This window comes from Polynucleobacter sp. JS-Fieb-80-E5, assembly GCF_018882015.1.
Taxonomy (GTDB): domain Bacteria; phylum Pseudomonadota; class Gammaproteobacteria; order Burkholderiales; family Burkholderiaceae; genus Polynucleobacter.
The window spans coordinates 212,012-233,681 of sequence record NZ_JACVPH010000003.1 but is presented as its reverse complement, the minus strand read 5'-3'; the positions used below and the strand labels follow the sequence as shown (position 1 = coordinate 233,681).

Below are 21,670 nucleotides of genomic sequence, written 5' to 3'. Positions count from 1 at the left end.
GATGAATAGTTACATTAGATTCCTGGCTAAGCTTGCTGAGACTCAAACGCATAATCTCAGCAATTATGAGCGATTGTTGTTAAATGAAGTGGCATTGCAAATACATGCCAGCAATGTGATGTATGTTACAGACTTAATTGGTCTAGATAAAATAGCATCACAAGCTACATTACATAAAGCACTTTCAAGCCTTGTTGATAAGGGGCTTCTTGAATTAAAGATTGCAAAAGAAGATGGTAGACGTAAAGAGGTTCATTTAACCAAGCTTGCAAACAAGCACTTCGAGGCATTAAGCAAGAACCTACAGGCCGCTACGGCAGGTTAAGATATCGCTACTTAATGTACCAAGCCTAGATAAATGGTTTTTTTGTCTGTCGCTAATAGATACCTAAGTTAATGTTGATCAAACTTCATGGCTACTCGTACTGTGTATTGTTCAGCTGCATTGGCTTTTAAAACCTTCCAGTAACATTATGTTACTAATATTGAATTACACGGTTTATTACACGTTGGTCTATAAACAATATAACTATTTGTTTCATATTGTATTTTCACGAGCCTGGGTTTCTGTTAATCCGTAGGTCCCTGGTTCGAGCCCAGGTCGAGGAGCCAAACACTTTAGTCGCCCGCAAAGGCGGTCATTAGTTCGACGGACTTTTCCGTCGAACCTGAACGCAAAGACTAAGGAGTTTTGGAATATGGATAAGGTTCTTTTTGGCGATACCGCCACTAAGCTGATCGCAGCCTACAGAGGCCCCGATCATTCTTTTGTTACCCGTTGCAAATTTTGGATTGAACAGCTCGGCAATAAGCCTTGGGTTGATATCACCACTGAGGATATTGAGCGCGCCCTAGCGATCTATATGGCCGCAGGCAAATCTAAAGTGATTCGCTCAGGCAAACCCCCCAACGTCACTAGACGCGTTGTATCTACCGGCGAGCCGCTAGCCGCCGCTACCATCAACAAATTACTAATGGCTTTCCCAAGCCTCGTGAAGATGGCCAAGGAGCGCTATCTACTACCCCGCTCCTATCAATCGCCCACGAAGTTTGTCACTAAACAGCGCGAAGATAATGCGCGCTATATCGAAATTACCCGGGAGGAGATCGATAGGCTAATTTTGGTAGCCGGCCTAGCCCGCTGGAAGCCTTTACCCGCAATCATCGCCACGGCAGCAAGTACTGGGCTGCGATTAGGTAACTTAAGGGCTCTTAAGTGGTCTGACATTAATTTTGAGCGCAGGTTAGTCAGCGTACCCACATCCAAGAATGGCTCCGCCTACTCCTGCGCACTATCCCCAAGCGCCTTGGAGCAACTTCATAGGCTAAAACGGGCCCATCATCAACCCTCCGACCTAGTCTTTGGAAAGCACCATTTTGTAAGGTCGTATAAGTCCGCTGTAATAGATGCCGGGCTGGAAGAAAAGCTCACCTGCTTTCATTTGCTACGCCATGTAGCCGCAAGCCTACTCTCTCAAGCTAATGCCAATGAAGCCACCGTTATGGCTCAGTTGGGTCAAAAAAGCCCTTCAATGGCAAGACGTTATAGTCACTTATCAAATCAACATTTAATCGATGCGGTATCTCGCGCTTGGAGCTAATAAATCATGAAAAAAGATAGGATTATTTTTGACATGGAATATGACTACACCGGTAGTCCCACGATTTGGGTTACGTTACAAATGCACGACAAGCCCGAAGTAAAAATAAAGCTTCGCGATATGGCATTACCTAATTTTGAAATGCTCGACCCCGTTCTAAAAAAGGAGTTTTTACTTCTTTACTATCAGCTAGGCTCTGCTGAACACAAGGAGTTTCAAGGGGAACTCACAACCTCCATACAGAATTCTAAAAATTCCAGTAATTTTAATAACGTAGTTATGGAGAAATTCCTTGAAATTGTCAAAATCAATACCATCCCAAACAAACGGAAGGTGTGGAAGAATATTTACGAGGCTTGCGTCAGCTATGCGCTTGACAATCTCTCTAACCAAGAATTCTTGACAATAAAAAGCATGAATCAAAAAGCATTCTCAGACATGATTGCTAGGTATGAGAAAAGGATAAATTCCGAAAAGATCGAACGCGCGTTCAAGGTGACGATTAACCGATAACGACCGTTTGAGTCAAAAAATACGGGGCTTAGGCCCCTTTTTTACTTTCTGCATGTCACCAAATTCCTTAATGTTCATAGAAGCCTTTGCGGGCGACTATTTTGAATAACTTTCAGTAACAAAATTAAGGAATTTTTATGAAACAGCAGGTATTAAATTTAGAAATTGACCTTACTCAACCCCTAAAACATTGGGCAGAGTATTACGACTCAAATGCCGCAGTGCGTGCAATCTGGACGCGCGGCAGCTTTTTGCAACTTATCAAGACAAAACGTGATTTCTTTGGTGATGCGGTTATCAATCTACGCAGCGGGACGTTTTTACGTGAGTCGTTCTCTGAACGGCTCAGCTTATGGCTCTCTGGGAGAAAGCCAAACAACCTACGTAAAGCAGCATAAGGAGAACAAGAAATGAGTTTAGAAAATACTTTTAGCAGTCTTCTACAGAAAAGCAGGCTCCCGGAGAATTTTGTAGGCGGTGTCATGGGCATCAAACTACCTACAAAGCCAACATATGGGAAATTGAGCAAACAGCGTTTTTCTCGCGTACACCCAGGTGAGGAATATAAATTTCCGATCTACGTCGTTGAAGACAAAGAGTCAGGAGAGGAATATTTAGCCACGCCTGAGATGGCACATCACCTTGGGCGAATGGCTCAACCCAAAATATTGAGGCTGGCAGTTGATAACGCAGGCACCCCTAAGATTATTGCCCAGCCGATTATTGATCAATCAGCAAGAACAACTCTCTGGACAACTACGATGCTCGATGCAATTGAGCGCGCAGAGACTGAATGGGTGCGAATTGAATCAAACATGGACTCACAACAATACTTTGTGATTGTTGCTGCAAACGACCTAGGCGAACCAACATGGCCAAATCAGTCGATGGATAAATTAATTGAGGCGGTCTTTCTTGGTCGCGTGATTGCACAAGAAGATCACCCGTTAATTCAACAACTTCAAGGGAGACTGTAATGAGCTCTATAAATGAACAAGACTATGAATTTATCTTTATTGATTTTGAATATAGGCAGGCAGGCGGAATTGAAGGCAATCCCTTGGAGGTCATTTGCATGGTTGCTTTTAATTCATCCACAAATAAATACATGAGATTGTGGGCTGATGAACTGGCAAACATGAAGGACCATCCATTTGGTGATGATGACAAGACGATATTAGTCGCGTATTACGCAAGCGCTGAAATGGCTTGCTTCCAAGCTCTTGGTTGGAGCTGGCCAAAAAACGTATTGGACCTGTTTGTTGAATTTAAAAATATAACCAATGGGCATATTGTTCCGATGGGGCACTCCCTCCTTGGCGCAATGAAATTTTTCGACCTGAAGGCAATTGAATCCGAGCATAAAGATAGTATGCGAACTTTAGCTTTGCGGGGAATGCCATACAGCGAAGAAGAGAAAGTTGGGCTAATCGAATACTGCCAAAGTGATGTTGATGCACTTCAAAAGCTGTTGCCGGCAATGGCGCCAAGTATTGACCTCCCAAGGGCCCTAATACGCGGCCAATACAGCATCCCATTAGCGCAAATGGAAGGCCATGGAATCCCTCTAGATTTAGTGTCTTATAACGAGCTATGTACTTACTGGGACAACATCAAGCTTGAGCTTATCAATGAGATTGATAGTAAATACGGGGTTTATGAAAACGGCTCGTTTCGACAGTCTAAGTTTGAAGCCTATCTCATTAATGAGGGCATTGCATGGCCCCGACAAGAATCCGGCAAGCTAAAGCTTGATGAGAAGACTTTCAAACTAATGGCCGAAATTCATCCGAGCATTGCACCCCTTCGCCAACTAAGGGATAGCCTTTCTAAGTTTCGACTTAATTCATTGCAGGTGGGCGCAGATGGTCGTAACCGCTGTCTTATTTCACCCTATAGCTCGTCAACAGGAAGGAACCAGCCCTCAACAAGCAAATTTATCTTTGGACTTGCCAAGTGGGCCCGCGGCCTTATCCAACCTCATGCTGGATATGCCATTGCCTACATTGACTGGTCCCAACAAGAATTTGGAGTGGCTGCCGCCCTATCTGGCGATAAAAATATGATGGCTGCATACCATAGTGGCGACCCTTACCTAGCTTTTGCGAAACAAGCTGGAGCAGTACCAAATGATGCAACCAAGGCTACGCACCCAAAAGAGAGGGAGCAATACAAGGCATGTGTACTTGCAACGCAATATGGCATGGGCGCGGAATCATTGGCCATAAGACTAAAGCAACCCCTGCTTCGCGCCAAACAACTACTTAAAGCGCATAGACAGGTTTATAAGCAATTCTGGGACTGGTCTGATCAGTTCTACAACCGAGCAGTAAATGCAAATAAAGCATTCACAGTCCTTGGCTGGTTTTTGCGCGTAAGGCCGGATGTAAACCCAAGAAGCCTTAGGAATTTCCCAATGCAAGCTAATTCGGCAGAAATGCTAAGAATTGCCTGTATTTTGATGGTGCGGGAAAACGTAAAAATTTGTGCCCCAGTCCATGATGCAATTTTGATTGAAGCCAAGCTAGAAAATATTGAGCGGGACGTAGAGATTGCCCAACATTGCATGAAAGAGGCCAGTCGAATCATTTTGAATGGCTTTGAATTAAATAGTGATGTGGAAATATTTAAACACCCGCAACGGTTTTTAAATGCTTCCAGCGAGGAATTTTGGCACCGTGTCATGGCTATAAAAGACAAGCTCTTAAGACAATCACCGCTACCTTTAACACCTAGATGTTAATCAATTGAACAACTGTGCAGTCTTATATATCTTATTAAATAATATTTATGGAGTATGAATGAAGAACCTTGAACACAAATTTATAAGGGGTCCTGTTTGGTGTGAATGGTTAGCAAAAGCCTCTAAAGTGGGAGTATCACCAGGGTTGGTAGGCAATGCTTTGTGGTTTTATGTAGGTATAACCAATACGCAAAAATTTAAGATCGACTCTATGGTCGGTGATATTACGTGCCTTAGTAGACAAACCATATCAACATCGCTGAAGCGTTTAGCAAACGCTGGATTAATTAGCATTTACCCCAAAAGAGGCTCATACCCTACTATCCATATTCATAGAGATAAGCCAAGTAGGAAATGTGCCAATGATTCAATGAGTCAGAATTAACGTGCTACTTTTAACACCTTACTAAACCAACTGTTTCTTGATAGGCTTAGTCATCATTATTTTGTAGCGATATGTAGCGATGACAACTCCACAAAAGAGAAAGCCAGGGAGAGCACCCCTTCCGGAAGGATCTACGCTCTCCCCTTCAACGACGCGCACCAGAGCCACTCGAGCAAGACAGGCTCAGCGGAAAGTTGCCGTAGAGTTAGCAACTGAAGCCCTCACGCTTAGCCTTGGGGTTATAGCAAAAGATCTACCTCGAGACACACTGACCCTCGCACAAGAAAACACTACCAAAGCCCTGCATCTAATTCTTAATAAAGCACCCGAAATAATCGGCAATCTAGCAGAGAGGGCAAAAACTGATACTGCTAGCGCATCATTATTAATGCGCTACTTACTACCCCCAGCTTCACGAGTAGTTAAATTCAACATTGCCGAATCAGCAGATTTAACAAGTCATAGCATCGTTGTTGCAGCAGCTAGGGGCGAGATATCTCTAGAGGATGCAAACGCAGCTTTAGGGCTTCTAGAGCGTGCTGCGGAGACTTCTTTAGCGGGGGCATTAGCCCAAAGATTAAAAGACCTCTCAAGCCAAATACAGAGACTCAAATCAAACCGTCAAAATACAGCCGTTCGAACTTATAAAACACTTACTTTAGAGGAAGCGCTTGAATAAGGATCTTGAGAATCAAATCATTCAATTAGAAAAAGAGGTTGCAGCGTTATCTGGCGCGGCATATACAAATATCTTCTTTACAGCTTGCGGAGGCTTTTACAGACCGTTGCCAACTGTCTTTGATGTGGTTGAATGGCTAAAGGATTGTGGGATCAATGCGATTGACCCGCTCATTAGCTTTGATTTTAGGCCGGAGATCACCTTCCCAAGGCTTCGGATCCCTAACGATAACCCACCAAACAGTGATTGGTACCAGGTTCGCATGCCAGGCACGATACACAGTCAGGGTAAAGAAACCTTAGATTGGTGCCACCCAATCCTCAATAAGCGTTATGAAGACTGGAAACAGCGATTGCTTACCAATAAATGATCGACGGATGAACAATCCGAAGATCGAAGCCTAATACTGTCCGAAAAATAAAAAGGTTTACCCCCCAGGGGGTGTCAATCCGGCTGGGGGGGTGTCTTTTTCTAAATAGGTGGCCATATAAATGGTTTAGAAAATTTCAACTTCATTTCCTGAATATGCTAATAGATAGGTAACTGGCTAACCTATCAGCCTAGAGCCCTTATTTACGAATAATCAATGCGATTAAAAATAAACGGCTGCTACCCACCCCTTAAGAGGCATCACCACCTCATATCGGACTATGTTGCTAGGCGCTCTGGAAGCAGGCGCTTGTATTCGTCCTTAACAACTTTGTAGCACTCACAAGTACGTCTTTCTAAGCCCGTCCGGTCAAGAATAGTGATGTGTCCGCGTGCATACTTAATTAGCCCTGCTTTTTGGAGTCTGCATGCGGCTTCTGTAACGCCTTCTCTTCGCACCCCCAACATATTGGCAATTAGTCCCTGCGTCATGATAACCTCGTTACTTGGGAGGCGGTCTTGACTCAACAATAACCAACGACATAACTGTTGGTCTAGCGTATGGTGACGATTGCATACTGCCGTTTGAGACATCTGAGTAATTAGGGCTTGCGTATACCGCAAAAGCAAATGCATAAACGCTTCTGAGCGATTAAATGCCTCTAATAGGAGGCCAGATTTAATTCTATATCCATGCCCTGCGCTTTGTACTACCGCCCTGCTTGGTGTTGACTCACCACCCATAAAGATGGAGATGCCTACAACGCCTTCGTTCCCAACAATAGCAATTTCAGCAGATGAACCATCTTCCATTTCGTACAGCAGAGAAACAATTGCCGTTGTGGGAAAGTACACGTATCCCATTTTGGTTCCAGGCTCATATAAAACCTGCCCCAGCTTCAGCTCTATGGACTCAAGATCGGGTAAAAGTAAATCCCAGTCTACCGGCGGGATGGAGTGAAAAAGATGATTCTGATCTTTTATATTTTCACCCATTTAAACCCTCCACCAATATTAGATGCCTGTAATTAATAAATTCTTACAAACCGACCGCATAAGTTGCCATCACAGTAGTTGTAGATACTGCCTGGAATGGCTCTTGTCTATAAATGCCAGTAATACCTAACCTCTGATTCTTGGCTATATTGTAGTAAGCGCCTAACATCGCTGTTGGGCGTGTCTTTACTGGGTTTGCGTTGAAGTTAATAGGAGTTAAGCCAGTGATGCCGGTTGCTGAATAAGTGCCATTGGCTGTATTAGTGTCGGTCTCTACACCAGCACTAGCAAATAAAGTGGCAGCAGGAATGAATCGATATGAAGCTCCTACTCCAGCCAATGCAGTAGTCGCATTGGTATTCAAAGCGCTATATGTTAATGGCGTTGTAACAGCACTAGAGGCACCTTCGGTATAGCCACCCATATTATTTTGTGTATAGCGCATACCAAGGTATGGCGATACGATGACATTGTCAACAATGCCAAATCCGTACTTAGCTGTTATTTGTGCGCCTTGGCTATTGAGCTGCGATGAACCTGAGCCAGGCTCAGAACTGCCCACTACCGAACGTGTCACGGTTGTATTCTTTTGACCATATGCAGTAGATACTTTGATTTCGGTACCAGTACCGTCTAAGCGCTCATTCCACGCACCAAAAAGACCAATGAGTGGAGTATTGTTACCAAGGCTAACAGCACTACCGGCATTATTCATGGATAGGTTCTGGTCAGCATAGACTCCAAAGCGATAGTTTGGATGCGGGCGATAGGCTGCGATCAGTAAAGCGCTTGTGTTGTTTAGACCATTGGCAGCTGATACTGCTGTATTGCGCCCACCTGCTGAGATGCAAATATTGTTTACCCCAAACTCGGCACAGTCATACGAAAAGCTATTAGCCAATACCGAGTTTTGCAAGGTAAAAGTATTTTGCAGAGCTTGAGATGCATTGACTAAAGATTGCTGAGTATTTGCAGAGTTAGGTGTGAAAACTAAATACACATCATTAGCGTCATAAAAGAGGCCGTACCCTAAAGTTGTATAAGAGGATAAGTTTGAACTAAAGGTTCCGAATTTTCCGCTAACCCCATTGGCAGTCAATAAAGCGTACCTACTGCGAACACTATAAGTACCAGCACTTGCATTAAGACTCAAGCCACCCGCCAAAGATGCTGCACCGGTAACGATCAACTTTTGATTAGAACTTGGCGAAAAGTTGATGGACAGGCTACCAGTTGTTGTCTGGGTATACGAAGCGACAGTCACATTTGTTGTTTTATTGGTTATATTGAAATTACCATTGTTCGTAATGGAGCTGGAACTGGCAATAGAGCCAGAACCACTAAGTGACAGCGTAGAGCCAGCCTCTATCGTTGTTGGGCCCGTATAACCATTGACAGCAGTCAATGAAAGAGTGCCCCCACCAGTTAAAACAACATCGCCCGCAGATACGCCATCATTAATTGCTGAATTTACTGTAGTAGTAGTCCCAGGAGCGATATCAAATACTGGGTCGCCAGAAACGATAATAGGATTAGATATAGCCAGAGTATTTGTTACTCTTAGAGTCGCAGGAGTAGTTGCCGACCCAATCAATGCAAGAGGTCCAGTACCTAAAACAGAGGGATCAGGAATAGCTAAAACTGCGCCCGGTAGCACTTTAACGCCCCCAGAAAAGTTATTGCTTTTAATAAGGGTTAAATTGCCACCCGCTAAATTAAGTCCGCCATCTCCAATTAAGTCCACAGCCAATACGCCGCTACCATTAGTAACAATTAAATTCTTCGTGCCTAAGATAACACTGCCGTTACCAGAGAGCATTTTTACGGTAGCGCCAGTTGTTGTCTGTGAAATATCAAAGGTACCGTTATCAATTAACTGACTAGATCCTGCAATCGAACCGCTTCCAGATAGAGATAGATTGGCTCCAGAATTAATAGTTGTAGTACCAGTGTATGAGCTAACGCCTGATAATGTTTGTGTACCACCTGTAACAGCAAGACCACCTGTGCCGGTAATGGCACCGGATAAGTTACCGTTAGCGTTTGAGATGGAGAGATTTTTAGACCCCAGTGCAACCGTACCACTACCCGAGATAGCAGTTACCGCAGTGCCTGATGTTCTAGAAATGTCAAAGGTACCATTGTTAACAACCGGAGCAGTAGTAATGGTATTGGCTAGATTGAGAACGCCACCATTAGCGATATTTACGCTACCGGTATTGCTCAGATTTCCTTCGGTGGTAAAGGTGCCATTCACATTGACATTACCAGTGCCTGTGACATCACCAATAACTCGGCCTGAAGTACCGTTTAGATTAAGTGCATTAATACCTAAATTAACAGCGCCATTTAAAGTGCCAGTATTGGTTACGGCAAAAGCATTGGCAGTATTGTTTAAGTCAAGTGACTTTGATGTGCCAGCAATAGTTCCGCTATTGGTAATGCCATCTAATGTAGCGCCTGTGTCAACCAGAATCCCGGTAACGTTACCAGTGATTGCTCCACTAGCATTATTAGTTATGCCGCCACTAACGATTGCTGTATCGGCAAGAAAAATACCAGCGCCTACGCCGTTAATAGAAGAAAGAGCTGCAGGCTGAGCGGTCACTGTTCCAGTGCCGGTTATAGTGCCGCTATTCGTGATGCCTCCAAGTAATTGACCTTGAGAGTCCACTAAGATGCCGACCCCAATTCCCGTATATCTATTCAATTGCTGAGGATCAACATCTGGGTTAATGGTAAATGTAGCGTTACCGGTAATTGATGCGCCGACCGCATTGGTAATCCCACCGCTAACTATTGGCGCCCCACCCTTACCGCCTTCTCCTTCATCAATTTGGATACCAACACCAACACCAGTAAATGGACCACCAAATCCGTTATTAATAATGCTTTGGGTAGCAGTTCCACTGATTTGACCTGAGCCCGTGTTGTTAATTCCAGTCCCAGAAGATCCTGTGCCATTGAGATAAATTCCCGAGCCAACAGCTGTCTGGTTGCCAAAATTGGGCATATCAACCTGAGATGCATTAGCCGTTATGGTTCCTGAGTTAGAGATACCAGTTCCAACCACCCCCATTGCTATTGCACCCAACCTACCTTGAACTAGACCTGAATTAGTAACGCCGCCTGTGAAGCTGGTATTTGATTTTGCCAGGCTAATCCCGTAATCACCGCCGGTTATTACCCCTGAAGAGGTATTTGTAATGCTGCCATTAAATACAGAGCGATCGCCAATAGTTATGGCTATGCCATTACCTGCACCACTTCCATTGCCAGTGAGTGTGCCGCTATTGTTAATTCCGCCATTGATAGTTGAGTAATAGTCAAGACCAGGGCCGGGACTACCCCCGCTTATATAGATACCGTATCCACTTGAACCAACAAGACTTCCTGTATTGGAGATTCCTCCGGTTAGCGTAACGTTTGCTGACTGCGCCGAAAAAGATACTCCATATCCTGCACCTGTAATAGATCCTGCATTTGAAATAGACCCAGGAGTTCCACTCCCCTGACCTAATGCATATCCGCCAGAAGTGTTATTTCGGATCGTGCCACCAGCATTAACAGTTATGCCACCCGCAGCTACCGAGCAGGGTCCAGTGACAGTGGTTCCATTGGTCACGGGGTTGGGTGAGCAGTCGGCCGCAAGAACGTTGTTTAGGTATGCACCTAGCAAGAGAAAGCAAGTGAATGCAAAAAATTTTGCAGAGCCAATATTTCTTGATAGCACATTGGCAGATGTAACTTTGTGGATATTTCTTAAGGTACTTAACATTTACAGCCCCCAAATTAAAGATTCAGAAGTCCTGTCACAAGCGCATCAGCCTGGCCTACTGAATGAATACATATAAGATATGTAACCATTCTGATTAAGATAATTTCTTAAATATTGATCTATGTCAAATAGGGGTGATATTTCACCTTAGACATCAATGGAGACCTTAAAAACAGTTCTTTTTTGTGGTGAACCACACATACCTGAGAAATTTAGTGTGGTTTAAATCAGCCAAAAATACAAAATAAGTCAGCAAATGCGAAGTAATCGTTCTGCACGCTAAATTACGTAGGGGACGTCATTAATTGGCTGGATAGTTAAATCGTGCTTTTTTGCTAATCCTTATGTTGAAACATAAAAATGGTTTAGTGAACCGGCGCATTTGATTGAGAATAGACTTAGACATGAAACTCTTTGAAATGAGCGTGTAATAAATGAATAAACATAAGCAGTATGATCGTTCTGATTTAGCTAGAATTGCTGCCGTGGTTATGGAGGAAAAAGGGCTTGAACCCTTTTTCCCTAAAGAAGCTCATGAACAGCTGAATTTAATCAATGCACCTGGCGAGGATTTAGATCCTTCAATCCAAGACCTTACTGATGTTTTATGGTGCTCTCTTGATAATGATGATTCCGAGGACTTAGATCAGTTAACTGCATGCACCGATTTAGGCAATGGCAGTCATAAAATCTTTATTGCTATAGCCGATGTGGATGCTCTTATTAAAAAAGATACGCCAATTGATGCTCATGCACAAAACAATACGGCATCAATTTATACCTCTGCGCGCATCTTTCCGATGCTTCCAGAAAAGCTTTCAACTAATCTCACTTCCTTAAATTTTAATGAGCCCAGATTGGCTTTGGTAACGGAAATCGTTGTGGGTAGTATGGGAGAAATTTTAGGCTCCACGATTTACAGGGCTAAGGTAAGAAACAAGGCTAAGTTAGCCTATGACGCAGTATCAGCCTGGATTGAAGGGACAGGTGGGGTGCCAGCAGCAATATCGACTGTAGCAGGAATGGATGTACAGATCAAAACTCAAGATCAAATTGCCCAAAGACTAAGAATGAAACGGCAGCTAGCAGGATCGCTACAGCTAGAGATATTTCAACCAAAGGCGATTTTTGAGGGTGAGCGGATTATTGGCATTGCAGAACAAGAACATAACCGCGGCAGGCAACTCATTGAAGAATTCATGATTGCCACCAACGGATCAACAGCACGCTTTCTGCTTAAAAAAGGTATTCCTTCTTTACGCCGGGTTGTGCGTAGCCCTGATCGGTGGCTCCGTATTGTGGAACTTGCCAAACAATACGGGGAAGTATTGCCCAATGAAGCAGACTCTAAGGCGTTATCTCAATTTTTAGCCAAACGTCATGACGCCGACCCCCTTCGATTTCCAGACTTATCTTTAATCGTAGTGAAGTTGATGGGGCCCGGAGAATATGTATTAGAGCAGCCTGGAGCAAATCCAATTGGCCACTTTGGCTTAGCGGTGCAAGATTACATGCACTCGACAGCTCCAAATCGACGATACCCAGATTTGATCACCTTACGTATGCTCAAAAATGCAATTAATAACGAACCTCTTGCGTATGAAACTAAAGAGCTTTATGCCTTAGCGCTCCACTGCACCACCCAAGAAGATGCGATCCGAAAAGTTGAGCGCCGTATGAGAAAGTCAGAGGCTGCGCTTTTCCTTGAGCCTTATATCGGCAAAGACTTTAATGGCGTCATTACTGGCATTACACCAAGCTATGGGTGGGTCAGAATTTTTAATCCACCAGCGGAAGGTATGCTGCTGAAGCCACCAAAATACGCCTCTATTGGCAATAAAGTACGAGTGAAGCTCGCTTCAACTAACGTTGAAATGGGACACATCAACTTTATGCTTACAAATCAAAGTTAGCAGGATAGTTTTAAATTTTGAGCGTCACCCAGTGGCCGGGAGCGGACCCTCCAAAATCAGCTAAAACTGAGTGATTTCCTAAGCCTTACTAAACCTTACAAAAACTTGTATATACTAAATAATCACTACTAGAGTGTTTTTTCCTCTGTTAATCCGTAGGTCCCTGGTTCGAGCCCAGGTCGAGGAGCCAAATAAGTAAAGCCCCTAGAGAAATCTAGGGGCTTTTTCTTTTGCGGTCTAGTTGAAGCAATCTACTTAGATCAAGCCCTTCTTACGTAGATTAGCCAAACGATTATTAAGAGTCTTAATGGTTAGGAGGTTGTATTTTTCACCCTCCTTCCAGGCGCTGCCTTTCCATTCGATGCCTTCTGGTGTGATGCTGGCGAAAGGCTCTTGGCCCTCTTTAGCGTAACCTTCCAAGATGGCAATGAGTGCTGCTCGATCATCGGATCCGCCGGCATCTTTCACTGCATCCAAAATGGGTTTGGTGATCGTATCGCTATACGTAACCTTAGCATCCATATGGTTTGGTGCTACCGGCTCTTCGAAGATGTACTCATGTGGCCACTCAAAGACATTTCTTGCAGAATTTTTTACTGCCTCTGGACTCACTGCACCGCTCTCAGGATTCTTTGGATCGGTTGGTAGGCTTAGACCCAAAATCCAAGCTTCAAATTCAGCAATGCGGCTGTAACGCTTTTCTTCGCTATCTCTCTTTTGCTCTTCTTGTGATAACAATAAAGTGACCCATGCCCAGGCAATATCTTTAGGTATTGCAAACTCTTGAGCCAAAATACCACTGGCTTTTTTTAGGATGGGTTTGGATGTGAGTTTTGTCATTGCATTCTTTCTGGATTCGTTCTGCTTTTTTAGTAAGCGCCTTCAATTTAGGGTGAAAAGTCAAAGGGAAGGCCCCCGTTCATCTTGACAATGCTCTCCACATCCCCCTTAGGATACTCTTCATTAGCTAGCTGCCTAATTGTCAGGCCTACACAAACCCAGTTCTAGCAGGCCCCAGGACTGAGTCATAAGGCAAATCAAACAAGTTCGGCCGTATTCACTAAAATAGGCAAATGACTAAGATTCCTGAACTTCTCGCTCCAGCCGGCAGCCTTTCTATGCTGCGTACTGCCTTTGATTTTGGTGCCGACGCCATCTATGCCGGGCAACCTCGTTATTCACTGCGGGTTCGTAATAACGACTTTGGCAAGATTGAAGTGTTAAAGAATGGAATTGATACCGCCCATGAAATGGGCAAGAAGTTTTATTTAGTTTCTAACTTATTACCTCATGGTGGTAAGACGCGTACTTACATTAAGGATATGGATCCTGTAATTGCATTAAAGCCAGATGCTTTAATCATGTCCGATCCTGGCCTTATCATGATGGCACGTGAAGCGTGGCCAGATATGCCCATTCATTTATCAGTACAAGCTAATACTGTGAATGGTGCTTCAGCTAAGTTTTGGCGCTCGGTTGGCATCAGCCGCGTGATTTTGTCCCGCGAACTTTCCTTTGATGAAATTGAAGAAGTGCGTCAAGACTGCCCAGAAATGGAGCTTGAGGTATTTGTTCATGGTGCTCTCTGTATTGCCTACTCTGGTCGCTGCTTGTTATCTGGCTATATGTCTCATCGAGATTCCAATCAAGGTGCCTGCACTAATGCATGCCGCTGGGATTACAAAGTAAAGCCTGGACAGCAAAATACGAGTGGTGATGTGGTGCTACTTCAGGAGGCGCGCCGTCCTGATGACTTAATGCCGATGGAGGAAGATGAGCATGGCACCTACATCATGAACTCAAAGGATCTGCGAGCCGTTGAGCATATTGAGCGCCTGACAAAGATGGGTGTTGACTCGTTCAAGATCGAAGGTCGCACTAAATCACCTTATTACGTTTCACGAACTGTTCAAGCCTATAGGGCAGCAATGAATGATGCTGTTGCTGGTAGGCCCTTTAATACCGCCTTGTTAGGTCAATTAGAAGGTTTAGCTAATCGCGGCTATACAGACGGCTTTTATGAGCGTCACCATGACAAAGACTACCAACTCTATATGCGTGGCCACTCTTTATCGGGACGTAGCTTGTATGTTGGTGAAACGCTGGAGATTGATGCTGCTACCGGCCGAGTCAAGGTGGATGTGAAGAATCGTTTTTCTGTTGGTGACAAAATTGAAATCATCGAACCAAACGGAAACACGGATGTTGTATTGACTGAGATGTGGAATATGAAGGGCGAGTCGATTGATGTTGCTCCTGGCTCAGGTCACTTTGTTTGGCTCAAAATTCCAATGGCCACTACTCATGCCTTTATTGCGCGCTATACACAAGAACCCGCACCAGCTGAAGTAACTACTTCTAGCTCTTGCTCTACTTGCGGCGACTAACATCCCCACTCTTCTTATTAAAGATTTTCATGACTAACGGCGCCAAGAACCCCCCAAACAAACCCAGCTTGAAATTAAAGCTGGAAGATGAAATGAAGAAAGCGCTTGCTCTGTCGCTTTATTTCGGTATTTGGTTTTGCGCGATTACGTTTATGGCTACAACTGCTTTAGAAGAGCGCCCTATTCCCCTAGCTCTCTTTGGCTTTGCATTAATTAAGGCAGGCTTATCGGCAAAATTTATGCTGATTGCTCAGGCTGCCTATCCAATCAAGGTCGATAAAGCACATGGAATTGTTGGACCTCTATTTATTGAGTCTATCGTATACATTATTGTCATTATTGCCCTGAACTATATTGAAGCCGGAATCGATGGCCTAATACATGGAAAAGAATTTATTACCTCCATGGCCGCTTTTGGAAGCGGTGATCCATTAAGGGTATTGGCGATGTCGATTGTGTATTGGTTAATTGTTTGGCCTTACTTAATTTTTGTAGGGTTCAATAAGGTTGTTGGAAATACTGAAACACTTGCCGTCCTATTTGGCCCCAAAAAATAATTGTCTTACTTGTATTGCGTGAGAATTTTTTGGCTCTGCTTGTTGGGATTTATTTGCCAACAAGCGTCCGCTCAAGAGATTGAAGCTCGCGCGTATTCGAATGCGCCTACTGGCATTAACTTTGTTTCGGGTGGAATAGCCCAGGCCAAGAGTGGTTCATACACCCTCACTACTGAAGCAGCAAGTCTGACCCGCATTATTAATGTCTTCGGACAGTCTGGTCGAATTAGCCTGCTACTACCGTATGCCCAGCTTTCTGGTACTGGTAGTCTTGGCCCTCAAAATGTCAATGCATCTGCCGAAGGCTTATCCGATCCGGTTGTAAAGATCTCCGCCAATCTTTATGGTGCGCCAGCACTCTCGCTAGAAGAATTTAATAACTACAAACAAGATCTCATTATTGGCACCAGTCTTGCTGCATCCATCCCATGGGGCAAGTACAACAGCGAGCAAATGATCAACGTGGGCGCCAATCGCTCTCTTATTCAGCCAGCCATCGGAGCATCTCAAGCAGTCGGACCATGGCGTTTGGAACTAGCAGGCATGGCCACAATCTACACCAGCAATACCAGTTTTCTGGGAAGCAATACGCTCTCCCAAAATCCCATCTACTCCTCGGAAGCCCATGCGATCTATTACTTTCAGAATACGGCCTATATCTCTGCCGATGCCACCTACTTCATGGGTGGTCAGAAATATGTCAACGGGACTGCAATTAGTGGCTCACAAGAAAATTGGCGTTTTGGCAGCACCTTTTCTTACCCAATTAATAAGCACAATTCAATTCGCCTAACCGGTAGCAAAGGCGTCTACTCCAACACCAATACTGACTACACCGCACTGGGGATTTCCTGGCAGTACCGCTGGGGAGGCGGACTGTAGGTAAATAGGCTATTCCATCGCTACAATAAAGCCAAAGAACATTAAAAAGAGATACGAGACAATCATGAGTAATAAACCAAAAGATCCAGCAGAGAGCGGTTTACGCAAAGGCTTGACTAGCTATGGGGATAAAGGCTTCTCTTTATTTTTACGTAAGGCCTTCATCAAAGGTGCCGGGTATACCAATAGCGCATTAGATCGCCCTGTCATCGGCATTATCAATACCGGTAGCGCTTACAACCCCTGCCATGGCAATATGCCTCAGCTTCTGGAAGCGGTAAAACGCGGTGTGATGTTGGCCGGTGGTCTGCCAATGGAATTTCCGACAATTTCGATACATGAGAGTTTTGCTGCGCCTACTAGCATGTATTTGCGCAACTTGATGTCCATGGACACCGAAGAAATGTTACGCGCACAACCAATGGATGCAGTCGTCATGATTGGTGGTTGCGATAAAACTGTTCCTGCACAAATGATGGGTGCCGCTTCTGCAGGCTTACCCGCCATTCAACTGATTACCGGCTCAATGCTCACCGGATCCCATCGCAGCGAACGTGTAGGCGCTTGCACTGACTGCCGTCGTTACTGGGGTAAATTCCGTGCTGGTGAAATTGATGAAGTTGAAAAAGATGAAGTCAATGATCAACTGGTAGCCAGCGTTGGCACCTGCTCAGTGATGGGAACAGCAAGCACGATGGCTTGTATCTCTGAAGCGCTAGGTATGACTGTTCCAGGTGGCGCAACTCCTCCAGCAGTGACTGCAGACCGTATCCGCGTAGCTGAAGAAACCGGTACTTGTGCCGTGAAGATGGCTAAAGAAGGTTTAACGATTGACAAGGTACTTACTGCAGACGCCTTTGAAAATGCGATGCGTGTTTTGTTAGCTATTGGCGGATCAACTAATGGCATTGTTCACTTGGCTGCTATTGCTGGACGCATGGGTCTAGAAATTGATTTGGATGCCCTCGATAAGATGGGTGATGAAACTCCAGTTTTGGTGGACTTAAAACCATCTGGTGATCACTATATGGAAAACTTCCATGATGCTGGCGGTATGACCACCTTGCTTCGTGAACTTAAGCCACTATTAAAACTTAATGCGATGACTGTTTCTGGCAGAACTCTTGGCGAAGAAATTGATGCTGCACCACCAAGCTTCAAGCAAGATGTTGTACGTCCATTTGATAAGCCAATATATCCGCGTGGCAGCATTGCTGTGTTGCATGGTAATTTAGCGCCTGGTGGTGCCATCATCAAGCAATCTGCTGCCAACGAAGAACTCATGGAGCACGAAGGTCGTGCAGTAGTATTTGAAGATGCTGCGGACTTAGCTAATCGTATTGATAGTCAAGACCTAGATGTCACTGCCGATGATATATTGGTACTCAAAAATATTGGTCCCAAAGGGGCTCCTGGTATGCCAGAGGCTGGCTACATTCCTATTCCCATGAAATTGGCACGAGCCGGCGTCAAAGACATTGTGCGCATCTCCGATGGACGTATGAGCGGCACTGCCTTTGGTACGATTGTGCTCCACGTTACTCCTGAATCTGCTATTGGTGGTCCATTAGCTCAAGTGCGTAATGGTGACCGTATTCGTTTAAGCGTAAAGAATCGTGAAATAAGCCTACTCATTTCGGATGAAGAACTGACTCAGCGCATGAAAGATAATCCCATTACTTCGCCGACTGCTGAACGTGGTTACAAGAAACTCTTTTTGGATACCGTTACCCAAGCAGACCAAGGTGTGGACTTTGATTTCTTGAGAGCAGTCAAAATGATTGGCAAAACCCCTTCATCTAAATAAAAGTTTTCAGTGATTAACGCCAATCTCTTGCGTAGGGGCATGAATCTATGGCCCCCATTTCTGGGTGCTGGCATTACGGTTGAGCATATTGCCAAAGACTTTCGTCATGCCAGAGTACGCCTTAGGCATGGTCTATTGAATCGTAATATTGTGGGGGTTCATTTTGGCGGCAGTCTCTTTGCGATGACCGATCCATTCTTTATGATGATGGTCTCCCAAAACCTAGGTAAGGGATACATTATCTGGGACCAGGCGGCCAAAATTGAATTCCTTAAGCCTGGCAAAGGAAAAGTTCATGCTAGTTTTGAAATTACTCAAGACCAATTAGATGAAATTGTTACTGCCGCAGAGCCTGGAGATAAGGTCTTAAGGGACTTTATAGTCGACGTAAAAGATCAAGAGGATGATGTGGTGGCGCGCATCACAAAGACTTTGTATATCCGCAAGAAGATGAAGAAAAGCTAACGTACATTGCTAGCCTTTCTATTCATCGCTTCATTAATTTGTATAAGCAGGCGCATCAATTCTCCGCATCTCGCCTTCAATCCAAGTCTCTACTTCCAACTGTAACTGATCTTCCGTTTTTCCCGCTACTGAGATCACTGGTCCAATAGAAAGTGTAATGACCCCAGGACGCTTTAAGAAAGTATTTCTAGGCCATATGGCACCAGAGTTCTGCGCCACCGGAAGAATGTCTGTTTGCGTACTAATAGCAAGGCGTACGCCGCCTTTTCTATAAGGCTTATATGACCCACGTGGGGTTCGAGTACCCTCTGGATAAATCGCAATCCAATTTCCATCAGATAAAACTACTTTGCCCTGCTCATTGACTGCTTCACGAGCCTTCTCACGATCACCACGATTAATGTGAATCATTTTTAAAGAGGCTAAAGCCCAGCCAAAAAATGGCACAAACAATAATTCTCTTTTGAATACAAAGCAAAGTTGTCTTGGGAAAAATGCTGGGTAGATAAAGGTCTCCCATGCCGATTGATGCTTACCTAAAATGATCAATGATTTATTAGGTTCTCGAGGGATATTCTCAAAGCCCTTTATCTTTATGTTAATTCCACAAAAAAATAAGAGTGCTTTCTGGGTTAAACGACACCAAAATACGCCCATCTGATAACGCGTGCTTCGACTTGTAAAGGGAATGGCCAGAATAATTGCGCTTGCAACAATGGTGACAGTTGTGAAGCCAAATAAATAGAATAGAAAGGAACGCAGCCAAAGCATCACGATAGTATTTTTTACTAATAAAGCGCTAAAAAAGTATTTTAAATGATTGGCCTTGGGTGATGACCCTTGGTAATACTCATAAATCCCTTAATTCACGTCTTAGGATTTTTCCAACATTGGTTTTTGGCAAATCAGCACGGAAAACAATGTGCTTTGGGCGCTTATAGTTGGTAAGGTTTTCTTTGCAGAATGCCAAGATAGCTTCTTCTGTTAGGGACTGATCTTGCTTTACAACGAAAGCTTTGACAGCCTCACCAGAGTCTTCATCAGGCACACCAATGACAGCGCACTCCAAGACACCAGGAATTAATGATAGGACTTCCTCTACCTCATTTGGATAGACGTTAAATCCAGAAACCAGAACCATATCTTTTTTGCGATCGACAATTTTAGTTAGACCATCTGCATTCATAATGCCAATATCGCCTGATTTGAAGAAGCCATCGGATGTCATGACGTTCTTAGTTTCTTCAGGCTTATTCCAGTAACCAGCCATTACCTGTGGCCCCCGGATGCAAATCTCACCAGGAGTACCAAATGGCACCTCAATACCATCGTCACCCAAAATAAGCACTTCTGTACTTGGTACTGGATAACCAATAAAACCAGTAAAACTTTCGATCAAGGCTGAATTAACGCAAGCAACCGGTGAGGTTTCTGAGAGGCCGTAGCCTTCGGCAATAGGAGCGCCGGTCATCTCTTGCCAATGATCAGCCACCACTTTTTGCATTGCCATACCACCGCCAATAGTTGCCAAAATATTGGGGAACTTTACAGTAGCAAATTCAGGTTTATGCATCAGCGCATTAAAGAGTGTATTGACACCAGGGAAAATATTAATATTTGGATGCTTTTTCAATAGCTTTATGAACCCATCAAAATCTCGAGGGTTAGGAACCAAAACCAACAGGCCGCCTTTGCGCATTCCCAAGACTGAGCAGGCCGTTAAAGCGAAGATGTGGTACATGGGTAGCGCACACAAGAAAACTAATTGATCTACTTTTTTACGCTTCAATCCTGGCTCAAGCCATAACTCCGTCTGAATAACGTTAGAAAGAATATTGCTGTGCAAAAGAATGGCGCCTTTAGATAGGCCCGTGGTACCACCTGTGTACTGTAAGAAGGCAACATCACTTAATGAGGTATTGGGTTTATTCCAATGATGACGACTGCCCTCACCTAGAGCCGCTAAGAAAGTAGTGTGTCCAGGCAAATCCCATGCGGGTACTAGCTTTTTAATATTCCGCACAACAAAGTTAACTACAGCGCCTTTTAGCCCAATCATTTCACCAAGCGAGGTAACGATGGTTTTTTTCAATGGTACGTTAGCAGCTATGTGCTGATAAACATGGGCAAAGTTTTCTAAAATCACTAAAGCTGAAGCGCCGCTATCTTTTAACTGGTGCTCCAACTCACGAGCGGTATAAAGTGGATTAACGTTGACCACTACGTACCCAGCACGAAGAATACCGATCATCGCAATCTGAAACTGCAATACGTTAGGCAACATGATCGCCACACGAGCACCAGGTTCTAAACCCAGGTTTTGCAAGTAAGAGGCAAAGTGCTTGGAGTGCTGATCTAGCTCTCGATACGTTAAGAACTTATCGAGATACTCACAGGCACGTCTATTTGGATAACGTTCAAAAGCTTCCTCGAACATATCTAGCAAAGAGTTATAGCCAGAGATATCTACATCATGAGGAACGCCCTCAGGATAGTGTTTTAACCAAGGTTTTGAGGGATTAACCATGAGTTACTTCCAGTCTCGATCTAGTTTTACTTATAGTCAGATTATTAAATCTGTATGACTCATTCTAA

The 21,670-nt window shown here is 44.2% G+C and carries 19 protein-coding genes; 14 read left to right on the top strand and 5 right to left on the bottom strand.

What is annotated here, in order from left to right:
- The first annotated feature begins 1 nt into the window (after position 1).
- The 8 genes from ICN44_RS06065 (at position 2) to ICN44_RS06030 (ending at position 6,291) form a co-directional block, all read left to right on the top strand.
- Positions 2-325, top strand: coding sequence for a MarR family transcriptional regulator (locus ICN44_RS06065; protein ID WP_216263138.1), 324 nt, complete (start codon positions 2-4; stop codon positions 323-325).
- Positions 326-698: 373 nt separating this feature from the next.
- Positions 699-1,601 (top strand): site-specific integrase, encoded by a 903-nt coding sequence (locus ICN44_RS06060; protein ID WP_216263137.1) that lies wholly within the window; start codon positions 699-701, stop codon positions 1,599-1,601.
- Positions 1,602-1,607: 6 nt separating this feature from the next.
- Complete coding sequence (locus ICN44_RS06055) at positions 1,608-2,114, top strand: hypothetical protein (RefSeq protein ID WP_216263136.1); 507 nt, start codon at positions 1,608-1,610, stop codon at positions 2,112-2,114.
- 137 nt (positions 2,115-2,251) lie between these two features.
- The gene (locus tag ICN44_RS06050; protein ID WP_216263135.1) at positions 2,252-2,512 is read left to right on the top strand and encodes a hypothetical protein; all 261 of its coding nucleotides are present in this window, start codon (positions 2,252-2,254) and stop codon (positions 2,510-2,512) included.
- 12 nt (positions 2,513-2,524) lie between these two features.
- The gene (locus ICN44_RS06045; RefSeq protein ID WP_216263134.1) at positions 2,525-3,091 is read left to right on the top strand and encodes a hypothetical protein; all 567 of its coding nucleotides are present in this window, start codon (positions 2,525-2,527) and stop codon (positions 3,089-3,091) included.
- Positions 3,091-4,857, top strand: a complete 1,767-nt coding sequence (locus tag ICN44_RS06040; RefSeq protein WP_216263133.1) for a DNA polymerase — start codon at positions 3,091-3,093, stop codon at positions 4,855-4,857. Before ICN44_RS06045 ends, ICN44_RS06040 begins: the two co-directional genes overlap by 1 nt.
- Before the next feature lie 464 nt (positions 4,858-5,321).
- Positions 5,322-5,921, top strand: coding sequence for a hypothetical protein (locus ICN44_RS06035; protein ID WP_216263132.1), 600 nt, complete (start codon positions 5,322-5,324; stop codon positions 5,919-5,921).
- Positions 5,914-6,291, top strand: a complete 378-nt coding sequence (locus tag ICN44_RS06030; RefSeq protein WP_216263131.1) for a hypothetical protein — start codon at positions 5,914-5,916, stop codon at positions 6,289-6,291. The genes ICN44_RS06035 and ICN44_RS06030 overlap by 8 nt, the downstream gene beginning before the upstream one ends.
- 278 nt (positions 6,292-6,569) lie before the next feature.
- Here the strand turns inward: ICN44_RS06030 and ICN44_RS06025 are convergent, their stop codons facing one another.
- Positions 6,570-7,286, bottom strand: a complete 717-nt coding sequence (locus ICN44_RS06025) for a Crp/Fnr family transcriptional regulator (protein WP_216263130.1) — start codon at positions 7,284-7,286, stop codon at positions 6,570-6,572.
- A 43-nt stretch (positions 7,287-7,329) separates the two neighbouring features.
- The gene (locus ICN44_RS06020; RefSeq protein WP_216263129.1) at positions 7,330-11,064 is read right to left on the bottom strand and encodes a hypothetical protein; all 3,735 of its coding nucleotides are present in this window, start codon (positions 11,062-11,064) and stop codon (positions 7,330-7,332) included.
- 434 nt (positions 11,065-11,498) lie between these two features.
- Between ICN44_RS06020 and ICN44_RS06015 the strand changes: the two genes are divergently transcribed.
- Complete coding sequence (locus ICN44_RS06015) at positions 11,499-12,977, top strand: ribonuclease catalytic domain-containing protein (protein WP_216263128.1); 1,479 nt, start codon at positions 11,499-11,501, stop codon at positions 12,975-12,977.
- A 255-nt stretch (positions 12,978-13,232) separates the two neighbouring features.
- On the opposite strand, the gene ICN44_RS06010 is transcribed toward ICN44_RS06015, so the two are convergent.
- Positions 13,233-13,817, bottom strand: a complete 585-nt coding sequence (locus tag ICN44_RS06010; RefSeq protein ID WP_216263127.1) for a hypothetical protein — start codon at positions 13,815-13,817, stop codon at positions 13,233-13,235.
- 233 nt (positions 13,818-14,050) lie between these two features.
- Here ICN44_RS06010 and ICN44_RS06005 point away from each other — a divergent pair, with 233 nt between their 5' ends.
- From ICN44_RS06005 to ICN44_RS05985, 5 genes are all read left to right on the top strand, one after another.
- Entirely contained in the window at positions 14,051-15,364 is a 1,314-nt protein-coding gene (locus ICN44_RS06005; protein ID WP_216263126.1) for a U32 family peptidase, read from the top strand.
- A gap of 29 nt (positions 15,365-15,393) precedes the next feature.
- Positions 15,394-15,921, top strand: coding sequence for a hypothetical protein (locus ICN44_RS06000; protein WP_216263125.1), 528 nt, complete (start codon positions 15,394-15,396; stop codon positions 15,919-15,921).
- 18 nt (positions 15,922-15,939) lie between these two features.
- On the top strand, positions 15,940-16,803 hold the full coding sequence (locus tag ICN44_RS05995) for a transporter (protein WP_370624874.1): 864 nt from the start codon (positions 15,940-15,942) through the stop codon (positions 16,801-16,803).
- Between the two features lie 64 nt (positions 16,804-16,867).
- Complete coding sequence (locus ICN44_RS05990) at positions 16,868-18,610, top strand: IlvD/Edd family dehydratase (protein WP_216263123.1); 1,743 nt, start codon at positions 16,868-16,870, stop codon at positions 18,608-18,610.
- A gap of 39 nt (positions 18,611-18,649) precedes the next feature.
- Positions 18,650-19,075 carry a DUF4442 domain-containing protein gene (locus ICN44_RS05985; protein WP_216263122.1) on the top strand — a complete coding sequence of 142 codons (426 nt, stop codon included), beginning with the start codon at positions 18,650-18,652 and terminating at the stop codon, positions 19,073-19,075.
- A gap of 33 nt (positions 19,076-19,108) precedes the next feature.
- On the opposite strand, the gene ICN44_RS05980 is transcribed toward ICN44_RS05985, so the two are convergent.
- Together ICN44_RS05980 and ICN44_RS05975 are read right to left on the bottom strand one after the other, a co-directional pair.
- On the bottom strand, positions 19,109-19,846 hold the full coding sequence (locus ICN44_RS05980) for a 1-acyl-sn-glycerol-3-phosphate acyltransferase (RefSeq protein ID WP_216263228.1): 738 nt from the start codon (positions 19,844-19,846) through the stop codon (positions 19,109-19,111).
- Between the two features lie 79 nt (positions 19,847-19,925).
- Positions 19,926-21,602 (bottom strand): long-chain-fatty-acid--CoA ligase, encoded by a 1,677-nt coding sequence (locus ICN44_RS05975; RefSeq protein WP_216263121.1) that lies wholly within the window; start codon positions 21,600-21,602, stop codon positions 19,926-19,928.
- Between the last annotated feature and the right edge of the window lie 68 nt (positions 21,603-21,670).